The organism is Streptomyces sp. NPDC001153 (assembly GCF_053598315.1).
Map to the genome: position 1 here is coordinate 44,798 of NZ_JBSFJZ010000044.1, position 14,525 is coordinate 59,322.

Annotated in this window: 11 protein-coding genes and 2 pseudogenes; 1 reads left to right on the forward strand and 12 read right to left on the reverse strand. The window is 72.6% G+C overall.

The features are described 5' to 3' along the window. Positions 1–14 precede the first annotated feature (14 nt). The 11 genes and pseudogenes from ACWDEN_RS37480 to ACWDEN_RS37530 form a co-directional block, all read right to left on the reverse strand. A complete protein-coding gene (locus tag ACWDEN_RS37480) occupies positions 15–3,068 on the reverse strand; it encodes a helix-turn-helix transcriptional regulator (RefSeq protein WP_450862389.1) in 3,054 nt (1,017 codons plus the stop codon). Between the two features lie 203 nt (positions 3,069–3,271). After that, on the reverse strand, positions 3,272–3,463 hold the full coding sequence (locus ACWDEN_RS37485; protein WP_351618778.1) for a hypothetical protein: 192 nt from the start codon (positions 3,461–3,463) through the stop codon (positions 3,272–3,274). Positions 3,464–3,660: 197 nt separating this feature from the next. Then, the gene (locus ACWDEN_RS37490) at positions 3,661–4,233 is read right to left on the reverse strand and encodes a hypothetical protein (protein ID WP_351618775.1); all 573 of its coding nucleotides are present in this window, start codon (positions 4,231–4,233) and stop codon (positions 3,661–3,663) included. 52 nt (positions 4,234–4,285) lie between these two features. Continuing rightward, positions 4,286–4,861, reverse strand: a complete 576-nt coding sequence (locus ACWDEN_RS37495) for a GNAT family N-acetyltransferase (protein WP_450862391.1) — start codon at positions 4,859–4,861, stop codon at positions 4,286–4,288. Further along, a complete protein-coding gene (locus tag ACWDEN_RS37500; protein ID WP_351618771.1) occupies positions 4,839–7,070 on the reverse strand; it encodes an MMPL family transporter in 2,232 nt (743 codons plus the stop codon). The genes ACWDEN_RS37495 and ACWDEN_RS37500 overlap by 23 nt, the downstream gene beginning before the upstream one ends. Before the next feature lie 271 nt (positions 7,071–7,341). Continuing rightward, positions 7,342–8,856 (reverse strand): Asp-tRNA(Asn)/Glu-tRNA(Gln) amidotransferase subunit GatB, encoded by a 1,515-nt coding sequence (gene gatB, locus ACWDEN_RS37505; RefSeq protein WP_351618768.1) that lies wholly within the window; start codon positions 8,854–8,856, stop codon positions 7,342–7,344. A gap of 16 nt (positions 8,857–8,872) precedes the next feature. Further along, positions 8,873–9,112: a hypothetical protein gene (locus ACWDEN_RS37510; protein WP_228625348.1), complete on the reverse strand. Its 240-nt coding sequence runs from the start codon at positions 9,110–9,112 to the stop codon at positions 8,873–8,875. Beyond that, the gene (gene gatA, locus ACWDEN_RS37515; protein ID WP_351618765.1) at positions 9,109–10,608 is read right to left on the reverse strand and encodes an Asp-tRNA(Asn)/Glu-tRNA(Gln) amidotransferase subunit GatA; all 1,500 of its coding nucleotides are present in this window, start codon (positions 10,606–10,608) and stop codon (positions 9,109–9,111) included. Before gatA ends, ACWDEN_RS37510 begins: the two co-directional genes overlap by 4 nt. A 5-nt stretch (positions 10,609–10,613) precedes the next feature. Continuing rightward, positions 10,614–10,910: an Asp-tRNA(Asn)/Glu-tRNA(Gln) amidotransferase subunit GatC gene (gene gatC, locus ACWDEN_RS37520; RefSeq protein ID WP_006130840.1), complete on the reverse strand. Its 297-nt coding sequence runs from the start codon at positions 10,908–10,910 to the stop codon at positions 10,614–10,616. A gap of 96 nt (positions 10,911–11,006) precedes the next feature. After that, positions 11,007–11,501 (reverse strand): cupin domain-containing protein, encoded by a 495-nt coding sequence (locus ACWDEN_RS37525; protein WP_351618761.1) that lies wholly within the window; start codon positions 11,499–11,501, stop codon positions 11,007–11,009. Between the two features lie 22 nt (positions 11,502–11,523). Then, positions 11,524–11,813: pseudogene (locus ACWDEN_RS37530) on the reverse strand (DUF4267 domain-containing protein); the annotation flags it as partial. Positions 11,814–11,820: 7 nt separating this feature from the next. Between ACWDEN_RS37530 and ACWDEN_RS37535 the strand changes: the two are divergent. Further along, positions 11,821–12,184 (forward strand): annotated as a pseudogene (locus tag ACWDEN_RS37535) (TetR/AcrR family transcriptional regulator); the annotation flags it as partial. Between the two features lie 66 nt (positions 12,185–12,250). On the opposite strand, the gene ACWDEN_RS37540 reads toward ACWDEN_RS37535, so the two are convergent. Next, positions 12,251–14,497, reverse strand: a complete 2,247-nt coding sequence (locus ACWDEN_RS37540; RefSeq protein WP_450862395.1) for a putative bifunctional diguanylate cyclase/phosphodiesterase — start codon at positions 14,495–14,497, stop codon at positions 12,251–12,253. Between the last annotated feature and the right edge of the window lie 28 nt (positions 14,498–14,525).

Consider the following 14,525-nt stretch of genomic DNA (forward strand, 5'->3'; position numbering starts at 1 on the left):
CTTGCGGCTTTTCTTCAGCGTAGGTCTCGGCCCGCCGTTGCGGCAGTGAGCGTCTCGGCAGGGAACAGCCCCAGCCGGTGAGCCGTCGCCGCCGCCTCGCCCCGGCCGGAGACGCCGAGCTTGCCGAGGATGTTGGAGACGTGGACGCTCGCGGTCTTCGGGGAGATGAACAGCTCCTCGGCGATCTGGCGGTTGGTGCGGCCGGCCGAGACCAGGCGCAGGACGTCCCGCTCCCGGCTGGTCAGGCCGAGGGCCGCGGCCGGGTCGGCGGAGGCGAGGGCCTGCCGGGGCGCGCGGGTCAGGGTGAGGCGGGCGCGCTGGGCGAGCCGGGCGACGGTGCCGGCGAGAGACCGGGCGTCGAGGTGGTCGGCGACGGCGGCGGCCAGCCGGAGCAGTTCCACCGCGCGGTCGCGTTCGTCGTCGCCGCCGTCGGCCAGGAGGGCTCCGGCGAGGCGGTGGCGGACCCGGGCGAGCTCGTAGGGGCGGTCCAGGCACTCGAAGGCGGTGACGACCTGCGCCCAGTCGTCGCTGGTGTCCACGCCCTCCGCGCGGCGCAGCTCGGCGCGGGTCCACTGGTCGTAGGCCTGCCAGAGCGGGGCGCCGGTGGCGAGACCGCGTACGGCATTGCCCAGGCGGTCGAGGATCTCGGCGCGGCCCGGCCCGGCGGCGGGCAGGGTGCGGGCCTCGGCCTCCGCGGTGGCGGCGGCCCGCAGCAGCGGCCAGCCGTAGCGGTGGGTGCCGAGTGGGAAGCCGCCGTCCAGGGCCCGGAGGAGTTCGGCGCGGACGTCGGCGATACGGCCCTCCTCGGCGGCGACACCGAGGGCGACCCGGGCCAGGGGCAGGGAGAGCTGGGGCATGGGGTCGTGCGTGCCGTAGTGGGCGCGGGCGGCGGCGAGTTGGCGGCTCGCCTCGGCGAGGTCGCCCCGGGCCAGGGCGAGATGGGCCAGGCGCAGGGCGCCCTGGCCGCGCGGCTTGGCACTGTGGCCGACCCGGGTCGCGTGGGCGGCGGTCTCGGCGGCCTCCGCCCAGTCGCCGAGCGAGTAGAGCGCCTCGGACAGGTTGCCCCGTATCCATGACTCGGCGTCCATCTGCCCGTGGGCGCGGGCGAAGTCGATGCCCTCGCGCAGGAGGGGGACGGCCTCTCGGTCACGGCCGATGCTCTGCAGCTCGGACGGCAGGTTCACATAGGCGCGGCCCGCGACATAGTGCACACCCTCCGCGAGGGTGTCCCGCAGCACCTGCCGCATCTCCGCGAGGCCGGTCTCGGTGTCGCCCGCGTCCACCCTGAGGCCGCCGAGGGTGAGGCGGGCGTGCAGTTCGATGTCGCGGGCGCCGACCATGCGCGCGTACTCCACGGCCCGCTCGGCGGCGGCGAAGGCCTCGGGTCCGGGACGGTGCAGCATGGACCAGCCGGCGGCGAGGGCCAGCACCTCGGCGTGCACCTCGGACGGCGGCAGGCCGCGCACCAGGTCCTGGGCGGTGGCCAGTTCCTGCCAGCCGTCGCCGCGGGCCAGGGCCTGGACGAGCCGGGAGCGCTGCACCCAGAACCAGGCGGCGCGCAGGGGGTCCGGCTCGTCCTCCAGGAGGCGCAGGGCCCGCTTGATGATCTTCAGCGCGCGTTCGCGTTCCCCGCCGAAGCGGCCCGCGACCGCCGCCTCGGCCATCAGGTCGAGATAGCGCAGCGGTGCGGTGGCCGGGTCGCAGCCGCACGGAGGGTAGACCTCGGTGTAGTCGACCGGGCGCAGGGCGGAGCGCACCTCCTGCGGGGCGCTGTCCCACAGCTCCATCGCCCGCTCCAGGAGCCCGAGTTGCTCGGTGTAGGCGTGCCGGCGGCGGGCCACCACGGAGGCGTCCAGGACGGCGGGCAGGGCCTTGGCGGCGTCGTGGGCGTGGTACCAGTAACTGGCCAGGCGCATCACGCGCGCGTCGGCGGGGACGAGCGTGGGGCCGGCCTCCAGGGCCTCGGCGTAGCGGCGGTTGAGCCGGGAGCGTTCGCCGGGCAGCAGGTCGTCGGCGACGGCCTCGCGGACCAGGGAGTGCCGGAAGCGGTAGCCGTCGCCGGCCGGGGTGACGGTGAGGATGTTGGCGCCGACGGCGGCCCGCAGCGCCTCGATGAGGTCGTCCTCGCCGAGCTGCGCGACGGCGGCGATCAGCCGGTACTCCACGGTGGAGCCGCCCTCGGCGACGATCCGGGCGACCCGCTGGGCGCTCTCGGGCAGCGCCTCGACCCGGACCAGGAGCAGGTCGCGCAGGGAGTCGGTGAGGCCGGTGCAGCAGCCGTCGCAGGCGGCGACGGCGAGTTCCTCGACGAAGAAGGCGTTGCCGTCGGAGCGTTCGAAGATCTCGTCGACCTGCGCGGGGGCGGGTTCGGCGGCGAGGATGCCGGCGATCTGGCGGCCCACCTCCTCGCGGGTGAAGCGGGCGAGTTCGATGCGGCGGACGGTGCGCAGCCGGTCGAGCTCGGCGAGCAGGGGGCGCAGCGGGTGGCGGCGGTGGATGTCGTCGGAGCGGTAGCTGGCGAGGACGAGGAGCCTGCCTGCGCGCAGGGTGCGGAAGAGGTAGGCGAGGAGGTGGCGGGTGGAGGCGTCGGCCCAGTGCAGGTCCTCCAGGACGAGCACGACCGGGTGGTCGGCGGCGATCCGCTCCAGCAGCCGGGCGGTGAGTTCGAACAGGCGGGCCATGCCCTGCTCGTCGTGGCGGCCGGTGCCGGCCTCGCCCAGGTCGGGCAGGAGGCGGGCCAGTTCCTCCTCCTGTCCCTGGGCGGCGGCGGCGAACTGAGCGGGCAGGGCGTCGCGCAGGGCGCGCAGCGCGGTGGAGAAGGGCGCGAACGGCAGCCCGTCGGCGCCGATCTCCACACAGCCGCCGACGGCGACGACCGCGTGGCGGCCGGCGGCCGTAGCGAACTCCTCGACGAGGCGGGTCTTGCCGACCCCGGCCTCGCCGCCGAGCAGCAGCGCCTGGGGCTCGCCGGCGCGGGCGCGGGCGAGCGCGTCGTTCAAGGTGTCCAACTCGTCGGCGCGGCCGACGAACACGGGACTGACGGACCTGGTCTCCACGGGCCCGAGCATCGCATGAGGTCCGGATGGCGTGGCAGCGGTTTTCCACAGACCCGGTGCGATTGTCGTACCGCCGGCCGGAGAAGTCGCAGCACCGGACGGAAGGGTCGTACGACCGGGATGGGCAGTCGTACGACCCCGGTCCGGGAGGTCCGGAGGGCGGCCGACCCCCGTACGGCCACCCTCCGTGCCGGCCCCGTCCGTCGGCCCGGTGGTCACGCCGTGCGGGGGGTCCGGTGCCGGCGCGACCGCTCGGTATGGGACTCGGCGACCGCGCCGTCGTGGCCGGCGGAGGCCTCGCGGCGGGCGGCGCGGCGGGCCCGGGCGGCCTCGCGGGCCAGGCGCACCTGCTCGGCGTCGTGGATCAGCTGGGCGGAGCGCATCTTGTGGATATCGAACTCGATCATGACGTGTCCTTCGAGGAGAGCCGGTGTCGTGCGTCGCGTTCTGCGATGCCTCCACCTTCGTCTCCCAGGGGGGTGCGCCACATCGGGAGAGTTCCGCATCTTCGCCCGGCGTACGGGCCGCACGCGCGCGTAAGGGGCCTTAGGGAGTCCCTGAGGTGCTTACGGACTCCCTAAGGCCCCTGCGGACCTGCGGGTTCTCAGCCGGCCGAGGGCAGGGCCAGCAGGGCGTCGGAGTACTTCAGGACGGCCAGCAGCAGGCCGACGGCCCCGAGCGAGACGCCGGCCCAGGAGACCGACTTGATCCAGTGCGCCTGCGGGCGGCCGGGAGCACCGAAGGCGGGCCGGGCGAGCACGACGACGCCGGTGAGCAGCGCGGCCAGCGCGAACAGGCCGGCCCACAGGGCGGTGCTGTGCCAGGCGTTGCCGTAGACCGCCTTGATCTGGGTGGCGACGCTCGCGGTGGAAGGGGTCCGCAGCTGACCGACGAGCTGCTCACGGGCGCCCGCGACGGTACCGATCCAGCCGCCGCTGAGCGAGACGAGGCCCAGCGCGGCCGAGACGACGGCACCGGCGCCCTGACCGACTCCGGAGGGCACCTTCTCCTCCGCGGGTTCCTGCTCGCCGGCGGCCTCCTCATCGACGGCGCCCGCCTGCCCGGAGCCGTCCTCGACAGCCTCCGCCCGCGCGGATTCCTCCTCAGTGGTGGCGGCCTCCCCCGCCGTCCTCTCGTCGTTCCGCGCCTCGGCGCCTTCCTCTGTCTTCGTAGCCATGCCCGGCACCGTACGGACGCTGTCTGAGAGGCGTCTTAATGATCGCCGGTCGTCAGTGATCGTCGTGCGTGCCACGCGCGCGTGCCGCGCGCCATTCGTGGGCGAGCACCGACCAGATCTCGGTACTGGTGCGCACGCCCCGGTGCGGGTAGTTCTCGCGGAGCACGCCCTCGCGGGTCATGCCGAGCCGGCGGGCCACGTTGATGCTGGGCGCGTTGGCCGAGGAGGCGTACCACTCCACGCGGTGCATGCCGCGCTCCTCGAAGGCCCACTCCAGCAGCACCCGCATGCCCCGCGTGACCAGCCCGCGCCCGGCCGCCGCGGGCTCCAGCCAGCAGCCGGCCTCGCAGACCCCGCTCGGGGTGTCCCACACCCGGAACAGCAGGCCGCCGACCAGCGTGCCGTCCAGCCAGATGCCGTGCAGGCTGCCGGCGTCGGCGCCGCGCTTGTCGGCGTAGGACTTCAGGTAGGCGCGGGCGGAGTCCAGGTCGGTGATCACGTCCGCCAGCCCGATGTGCCGGCCGATGAACTCCCGCCCGCGGTCGATGTCGGCGAGGAGTTCCTCGGCGTGCCAGACCTCCAGCGGCCGCAGCTGTGCGCCGTCGTCACCCAGGGATATCGCGTACATCGCGCTGCTCTTCCTTCCGCAGTTCCGCCACCGAGACCCTGCCGAGCCTCTCATGCGCGGCACGGCACTCGGGCGGCTCGATGCTGACGCGGGGCAGGCGGCGCTCCAGCCAGGCGGGCAGCCACCAGTTGGCGGCGCCCAGCAGATGCATCAGCGCGGGCACGAGGAGGGTGCGCAGGACGAAGGCGTCCAGGGCGACGGCGGAGGCGAGCGCGATGCCGAACATGGCGATCACGCGGTCGCCGCTGAGCACGAAGGCGAGGAAGACCGAGATCATGATGACCGCGGCGGAGTTGATGACCCGGCTGGTCTCGGCCAGGCCCACGCGGACGGCGCGCCGGTTGTCGCCGGTCTCCAGCCACTCCTCGTACATCCGGCTGACCAGGAAGACCTGGTAGTCCATGGAGAGGCCGAAGAGGACGGACACCATGATCACGGGGAGGAAGGGCTCGATGGGTCCCGCCCGGCCGAGACCGAGCAGTTCGCTGCCCCAGCCCCACTGGAAGACGGCGACGACGATGCCGAACGCGGCGGCCACGGCGGCGATGTTCATCACCGCGGCCTTCAGCGGGATCCCGAGCGAGCGGAACGCGACGAGCAGCAGAAGACAGCCGAGCCCGATGACCGCGCCGACGAACAGCGGCAGTTTGCCGACGATCACACCCGCGAAGTCGTCGTACCCGGCGGTGACCCCGCCGACCTGGATGTCGAGGGAGGTGCCGGTCTCCGCCCGCGGCAGCACCCTGGTGCGCAGCCGGTCCACGAGGTCGCTGGTGTCCTGGGACTGCGGGGCGGAGGCGGGGACGACGGTGAGGTAGGCGGTGCCGCCGCCGGTGCCGTAGGTGGCCGGGGTGACGGAGGCGACGCCCGGGGTGGCGCGCAGGGTCGTGTCGAGATTGTCCAGGGCGAGCCTGTCGGCGGCGCCGTCCACGCGCGCCACCAGGGTGAGCGGCCCGTTGACGCCCGGTCCGAAGCCCTCGGCGAGCAGGTCGTAGGCCTTGCGGGTGGTGGAGGTGCGCGGGTCGTTGCCCTGGTCGGAGGTGCCCAGGTGGAGGGAGAGCGTCGGCAGGGCGAGCAGCGCGATGACGGCGAGGGCGAGCGAGCCGAGCAGCTTGGGGCGGCGCTCGACGAGCGCCGACCAGCGGGCGGCGAGACCGGTGGGCAGCTCCGGGCGCGGCCCGTGCTCGGCGAGCCGGCGCCGTTCGCGGCGGCTGAGGGCCCGGGGGCCGATGTACGACAGCAGGGCGGGCAGCAGGGTGACCGAGGCCGCGACGGTGAGCAGGACCGTCAACGAGGCGGCCACGGCGACCCCGTTGAGGAAGCTCAGCCGCAGGATGAACATCCCCAGCAGAGCTATGCACACCGTCGCACCCGCGAAGACGACGGCGCGTCCGGTGGTGGCCACGGCGTTCACGGCGGCCTCGGTGACGCTCAGGCCGCGTTTCAGCCCGCGCCGGTGCCGGGTGACGATGAACAGCGCGTAGTCGATGCCGACGCCGAGGCCGATGAGCATGCCGAGCATGGGCGCGAAGTCGGCGACGGTCATGGCGTGTCCGAGCAGCCCGATGCCCGCGTAGGCGGTGCCGACGCCGACCAGGGCGGTGGCGATGGGCAGGGCCGAGGCGGCGAGCGAGCCGAAGGCGAGGAACAGCACCACGGCCGCGACGAGCACGCCGACCAGCTCGGCGGTGTGCTCGCGCGGGGACGCGGTGAGCCCGATGGCGCTGCCGCCCAGTTCCACCTGGAGCCCGTGACCCTCGGCGGCCTTGGCGGTACTGACCACGGCCTGCGCCTCGGCCTTGCCGATGTGCTCGGCCTCCTGCGTGAAGGTGACGGCGGCGTAGGCCGTACGGCCGTCGGCGCTGATCCGGTGCGCGCCCTGGTTGCCGTACGGGCCGCTCACCGAGGCGACGCCGGGCAGCGAGGCGATGCGGTCGAGGGTGCGGGTCATGGTCCGCTCGACGCCGGCGGCGCGGACGGTGCCGGTGGTGGTGTGCCAGACGACGGTGTCGCTGTCCCCGCCCTGGCCCGGGAAGCCCTCCTTGAGCAGCTGCGCGGCGCGGCCCGCCTCGGTGCCGGGGACGTCGTAGGAGTTCGAGTACGACGAACCGGCCACGGCGGCGGCCGTGGTGACCCCGCCGAAGGCGAGGAGCCACAGCAGCACGGCGATCAGCCGATGCCGGACACACCAACGGGCGAGGTCTGCCACGGACGTGCTCCCAGGGATGATTTGTGGATCTTTGACCGGGAACGATCGTCCATAGACTGAACAGCCCGCAAAGAACGCATGAGCAATCGCAAGACACTCTTGCAGGCGAAACTGATCGTTTGCCGTGATCATGAGCTTATTCACAGGAGTGCGAGGGACATCACAGGACACTCCGGCGAACTCTGTCGCCTCATAAGGTTTTCGTAAGCGAGCAAGGGGCAGTACACCTGGTTCGGTGTACTGCCCCTCGGGATTCGTTCCGCGGTGTCCCTCAGTCCTCGCTGACGCCCAGCTTCTGAAGGATCAGCTCCTTGACGCGGGCCGCGTCGGCCTGACCCCGGGTCGCCTTCATGACCGCGCCGACCAGGGCACCGGCCGCGGCCACCTTGCCGCCACGGATCTTGTCCGCGACGCCCGGGTTGCCGGCGATGGCCTCGTCGACGGCGGCGGTCAGCGCGCCCTCGTCGGAGACGACCTTCAGGCCGCGCTTGTCGACGACCTCGTCCGGGGTGCCCTCGCCCGCGAGGACGCCCTCGATGACCTGACGGGCCAGCTTGTCGTTCAGGTCACCCTTCGCGACCAGCTCGGTGACCCGGGCCACCTGCGCGGGCGTGATCGCCAGTTCGTCCAGCGCCTTGCCGGACTCGTTGGCGCTGCGCGCCAGTTCACCCATCCACCACTTGCGGGCGGAGGCGGCGTCGGCACCGGCGTCGATCGTGGCGACGATCAGGTCCAGCGCACCGGCGTTGGTGATCGCCTGCATGTCGGTGGCGGAGATGCCCCACTCGGCGAGCAGCCGGGTGCGGCGGGCCAGCGGCAGCTCGGGCAGCGCCGCGCGGATCTCCTCGACCCACTCGCGCGAGGGCGCGACGGGCACCAGGTCGGGCTCCGGGAAGTACCGGTAGTCCTCGGCCTCCTCCTTGGTACGGCCGGAGGTGGTGGAGCCGGTGTCCTCGTGGAAGTGGCGGGTCTCCTGGACGACCTTGCCGCCGTCGTTCAGCACGGCGGCGTGGCGCATGACCTCGAAGCGGACCGCGCGCTCCACCGAACGCAGCGAGTTGACGTTCTTGGTCTCGCTGCGGGTGCCGAACTTGTCGGCGCCCTTGGGCATCAGCGACAGGTTGACGTCGCAGCGCATCTGGCCCATCTCCATGCGGGCCTCGGACACGCCGAGGGCACGGATGACCTCGCGCAGCTCACGGACGTACGCCTTCGCCACCTCGGGAGCGCGCTCGCCGGCGCCCACGATCGGCTTGGTGACGATCTCGATGAGCGGGATGCCGGCGCGGTTGTAGTCCAGCAGCGAGTGCTGCGCGCCGTGGATCCGGCCGGTCGCGCCACCCACGTGGGTGGACTTGCCGGTGTCCTCCTCCATGTGGGCGCGCTCGATCTCCACGCGGAAGGTCTCGCCGTCCTCCAGCTGCACGTCGAGGTAGCCGTTGAAGGCGATCGGCTCGTCGTACTGGGAGGTCTGGAAGTTCTTCGGCATGTCCGGATAGAAGTAGTTCTTCCGGGCGAAGCGGCACCACTCGGCGATCTCGCAGTTCAGCGCGAGACCGATCTTGATCGCCGACTCGACGCCGGTCGCGTTCATGACCGGGAGCGCGCCGGGCAGGCCGAGGCAGACGGGGCAGGTCTGGGTGTTCGGCTCGGCGCCGAGCGCCGTCGAACAGCCGCAGAACATCTTGGTCTTGGTGCCGAGTTCGACATGGACCTCGAGGCCCATGACGGGGTCGTACGACGCCAGCGCGTCCTCGTACGACACCAGGTCGGTCGTGGTGGTCACGGTGAAAACTTCCCTCTCAGCCCAGCAGGACGTCGTCGTCGCCCAGCCGCTTCAGCTCGCGGTAGAGGATCGCGAGGCCGGTCACGATGGCCACGGCGGAGACCGTGGCGTCGACCAGCCGCAGCGTGTCGTGCTCGGCGCGGGCCTTCTTGATCTGCTTGGCGACACCGAACGCGCCGAACGCGGTGGTGGCCATCGACAGGTACGTACCGGACTTGGACTTCTTGAAGTCCTTGGCCTTGGACAGCTTGCTCACAGCGACGGAGCCTCCTCCAGCAGCGGGTGACCCCACTTTTCCACGAAGGCGGCCTCGACGGCGGCGCCCACCTTGTACAGGCGGTCGTCCTTCATCGCGGGCGCGATGATCTGCAGGCCCACCGGGAGGTTGTCCTCCGGGGCGAGGCCGCAGGGCAGGGACATGGCCGCGTTGCCCGCCAGGTTGGTCGGGATGGTGCACAGGTCCGCGAGATACATCGCCATCGGGTCGTCGGCGCGCTCGCCGATCGCGAAGGCGGTGGTCGGCGTCGTCGGCGAGACGATGACGTCGACCTGCTCGAAGGCCTTCTCGAAGTCGCGCGTGATGAGCGTGCGCACCTTCTGGGCGGAGCCGTAGTAGGCGTCGTAGTAGCCACTCGACAGCGCGTACGTGCCGAGCATGATGCGGCGCTTCACCTCGGGACCGAAGCCGGCCTCGCGGGTGAGGGAGGTGACCTCCTCGGCCGAGTGGCCGCCGTCGTCGCCGGTCCGCAGGCCGTAGCGCAGGCCGTCGAAGCGGGCGAGGTTGGAGGAGCACTCGGACGGCGCGATCAGGTAGTACGCCGACAGGGCGAGGTCGAAGGACGGGCAGTCCAGCTCGACGATCTCGGCGCCCAGCTCCTTCAGCAGCTCGACGGACTCGTCGAAGCGCTGGATGACACCGGCCTGGTAGCCCTCGCCGCGGAACTGCTTGACCACGCCGACGCGCATGCCCTGCACGGAGCCGTTCCTCGCGGCCTCGACCACGGGCGGGACGGGGGCGTCGATGGAGGTGGAGTCCATCGGGTCGTGCCCGGCGATGACCTCGTGCAGGAGGGCCGCGTCCAGGACCGTACGGGCGCAGGGGCCGCCCTGGTCGAGGGAGGACGAGAAGGCGACCATGCCGAAGCGGGAGACCGCGCCGTACGTCGGCTTCACGCCGACCGTGCCGGTGACGGCGGCCGGCTGGCGGATGGAGCCGCCGGTGTCGGTGCCGATGGCGAGCGGCGCCTGGAAGGAGGCCAGCGCGGCGGAGGAACCGCCGCCGGAACCGCCGGGGATCTTGGTGAGGTCCCAGGGGTTGCCGGTCGGCCCGTAGGCGCTGTTCTCCGTCGAGGACCCCATGGCGAACTCGTCCATGTTGGTCTTGCCGAGGATGACGACGTCGGCGGCCTTCAGCCGCTTGGTGAGCGTCGCGTCGTACGGCGGGATCCAGCCCTCGAGGATCTTCGAGCCGACGGTCGTGGGCACGCCCTCGGTGGTGAAGATGTCCTTGAGCGCGAGCGGGACACCGGCCAGCGGGCCGAGCTTCTCGCCGCGGGCCCGCTTCTCGTCCACGGCACGGGCCTGGGCGAGGGCGCCCTCGCGGTCGATGTGCAGGAAGGCGTGCACCTTCTCGTCGACGGCCTCGATCCGGGCGAGGTGGGCCTCGGTGACCTCGACGGCCGTGAGCTCGCCGGAGGCGATCTTCTCGGCGATCTGCGCGGCGGTGAGCTTGATGATGTTGTTGTCCGTCATGGCGGTCACTCCTCCCCCAGGATCTGCGGCACCTTGAAACGCTGCTGCTCCTGGGCCGGGGCGCCGGAGAGCGCCTGCTCGGGGGTGAGCGAGGGACGGACCTCGTCCGCCCGCATGACGTTCGTCAGCGGGAGCGGGTGCGAGGTCGGCGGTACGTCTTGGTCGGCGACCTCACTGACGCGGGCGACCGCGCCGATGATGTCGTCCAGCTGTCCCGCGAAGTGGTCGAGTTCTTCGGGCTTCAGCTCCAGACGCGCCAGCCGGGCGAGGTGGGCGACCTCCTCGCGCGTGATGCCAGGCATGCAGCGATCCTCTGGGGTGAGTGTGTGTGGTTTGAGTCCCAATCCTATGGGGCGGGGCCGGGTGGCCGTGAAACGGTTTCCCCGGCCGCCGGCGCGTCAGCCCCGGCGGCCCTCCCAGACCTCGCTCTTGAGGAAGTGGTTGTCGTACCGGTCCTGCACCTCGAGGATGCTCTCCGGGGTGGCCTCGCCGAGGCGGATGCGCTGCAGGTGGCGGAAGTACTCGAAGCGCTCGATGCCCGGGGCGAAGACGATGAGGATGTCCGCCGGGGCCTCCGGGACGGCGGCGAAGGCGTGCGGCTTCTCCGGCGGGACGATGACGAGGTCACCGCGCTCCGCGGTCACGATGTCGTCACCGGAGAGGATCTCGGCACACCCGTCGAGCAGGTAGAACATCTCCGCCCCGCTGTGGTGGAGGTGGGGCCGCGCGCCGTCGGCGCCCTCGGCCAGGGTGACGCGCACGGTGGACAGCGCCCCTCCGGTCGCACTCTGGTCGGCCAGCAGCTGGACGCCGACGGGTGCACCCCCGACCACCTCGGCCTCGGCGCCGCGCACGATCACGGAATCGTCGAACTTGGGCACGAACAGCGACATGATGCGTTCCCTTGTGTTGTGGTCAGACCGCGAAAAGCAGTCCGGCGCCGATCAGTAGGACGATCGCGGTGGCGAAGTGGATGCCGAACGCGACCGCCTTCTTCCCGCCACGGCGCAGGACCATCAGGGTGTCGACGAACGGGACGAGTGCCACGCAGACCATGAACCACGCCTCGGCGCGGGCACCGGCGGCGGCCGGCAGGACCAGGCCCAGCAGCCCGAAGGCGCCGTCCCCGAGGCCCTTGATCGACAGGTAGGCGCCGCGTCGCCCCGGGGGTCGGCGGCGACGCCGTAGCCGGCCGCGGCCGGGCCCCAGTGAGGCTGGTGGACGGTGACCACACGCCGGCCGGCCGCCGGGATCGAGTACAGCCGGCCGGTCCTCTACAGCCACTTCAAGGGCAAGGACGCGATCATGGCGGCGGTCGCGGTGCAGAGCTGCGCCGACCTGGCGGCGGAGCTGCGGGAGGCGCGGACGGCGGCACCGGGCACGCGGGAGGCGCTGATGGCGGTGGCGGAGACGTACACGTCCTTCGCGCGGCGCCGGCCGGCCCTCTACGACGCGATCTTCACCCACCTGGTGGACATGCGTTCGCCACCACGGGCTGGCGACGCTGATGAGGAGCGGGCGGCTGCCGGAGGAGGCGCACGAGAAGCTGCTGATCAGCCACTTCACGGGTGGCTGAGCGCCCCATGGGGCACGAGGCCGTGTCGATACGCGGCTCCGCCGCGTGGGCGCGGCCGGGCGCCCCCTACTCGGCGGCAGGCAACGCCGCGCGAGGCCGTTGCCACCCACGGGACCCCCGCGCCAGCAACCACGCCGTGGCCTCCTCGGGCGGCATCGCCGCGGCGACGAGCCACCCCTGTACGGCGTCACACCCGAGGTCCCGCAGCCGCTCCCACGTCTCGTCGTCCTCGACCCCCTCGGCGACGACGAGCAGCCCCAGGGAATGCGCGAGATCGACCGTGCAGCGCACGATCTCCGCGTCCTCGGTGTCGACGGCCAGCCGTGCCACGAACGACCGGTCGATCTTCAGCTCGCTCACCGGCAGCCGCCGCAGATGCACCAGGGACGAATACCCGGTGCCGAAGTCGTCCAGCGACATCTTCACGCCGTGCCCGGTCAGACCCGCGAGGGTGTCCGCGGCCCGCTGCGGGTCCTCCAGCAGCACATGCTCGGTGATCTCCAGCTGCAGCGCCCCCGGAGGGACCCCGTGCCGGGCCAGCCGCGCGGCGACCGAGCCCGCGAAACCGGGCGTGTGGACGTCGCGCGGGGAGACGTTGACCGCGACCGGCACCCGCAGGCCCTGCGCGCGCCACTTGGCGACCTGCCCGAGCGCCGTCTCCAGGACATATTCGGTCAGATGGGGCATCAGCCCGGAGGACTCGGCGATCGCTATGAACTCGTCCGGAGGAACCTTCCCGCGCTCGGGGTGCACCCAGCGCACCAGCGCCTCCAGGCCGGCGACCTGACCGTCGAAGCGGACCTTGGGCTGGTAGTGCAGCTGCACCTCGTGGGCGTCCAGCGCCCGGCGCAGATCACCCAGCAGGCCGAGCCGGTCCGGGGTGTTGGAGTCCCGCTTGGACTCGTACACCTCGACGCCCGTACGGTCCCTTTTCGCCTGGTACATCGCCACATCGGCGCGCCGCAGCAGTCCTTCGGCGTCCAGGGCGTGATCGGGGAAGACGGCGACGCCGGCGCTGGCCTCCAGGACGAGGGTGAGCCCGTCGAGGTCCAGCGGGGAGCTGAGCGCGGCGACGAGGCCTCGGGCGACGCGGGTGGCCGAGGTCGTGGAGTCGGCGACGGGAAGTAACACGGCGAACTCGTCGCCGCCGAGCCGCGCGGCCTCCGCTCCGCGCGGCAGGGCGAGCCGCAGCCGGTCGGCGATCTGGAGCAGCAGCCGGTCACCCGCGAGATGACCGAGCGTGTCGTTCACCGACCGGAAACGGTCCAGGTCGATCAGCATGAGGGCGGAACGGGCGCCGATGCGTTCGGCGTCGTCGAGGGCCGTCCAGATCCGCTCCAGCAGCCACTGCCGGTTGGGCAGGCCGGTCAGCGGGTCGCGCAGCTGCTCCTCGGCACGCGCGCGTGCCATCCACAGGGTGGAGTCGAGGGCGATGAGCGGGATGGCGAACAGCGGGAGCAGGATCGGCTCCGCGTCGGCGACGACGCACAGCAGTGGCGCGATGCCGAGCAGCGCGACGGCGAGCAGGCCCTGTCTCACCAGGGCGGTACGGGCCACGGTGGGCACCTTGCCGCCGCGCGGGACGTACAGGTACCACTGCAGGCCGCGGCTGACCGCGAGGTAGGCGACGGCGGCGAGGACCACCTCGGGCGCGGCGGTGAAGCTCCAGCTGTCGGGCCGCCAGGGCGTCTCGACGCTCGGGACGCGGCCGAACGCGCCGAGCAGCAGCGCGCCGGCGCCGATGCCGAGGATGTCCACCGCGCCGTGCAGCACGCCCTGCCGGCCGCGGTGGCGCCGGGCGATGCCGACCAGGACGACGACGGTGAGGCTGACCATGCCCGCCGGCACCCAGCCGTAGAGCAGCAGGACGGCGAGGGTGAGCGCGGCGCCGGAGCCGGTGCCGCCCCACCAGCGGGCGCGGCCCAGCATGACGAGGTGGCCGACGATGACACCGGTGAGCAGGGCGAGCGACCAGCCCACGGTGCCGCTCGGGAAGAGGGCGTGATGGCCGGTGAAGGCACGGTAGAAACCGGCGCCCAGGACGAGCGCGGCGGCGGCCACGACGGCCGCGGGCAAGGTGGGCCAGGTGCGGTGCCGTTCGGGGTCGGCGCCGGCGCCGGCCAGGCCGGGGGCGGGCTCGATGGCCACGGGTATGGGCGGGTGGGCGCCGGCGGCGGTGCCCGGTCCGGCCGCGCCGGCCCGGCCGCCCGTACGCCCATGACCCCGCCCCGTCCACCGGGCCGCCCGCCAGGTGCACGCGCGCCGGCGCAGACGCAGCCGTGAGTCCGGGGCGACGCTCTCGGTCGGTTCCATTCCCGTCCCTCTCACAGCCGGCGGTGCC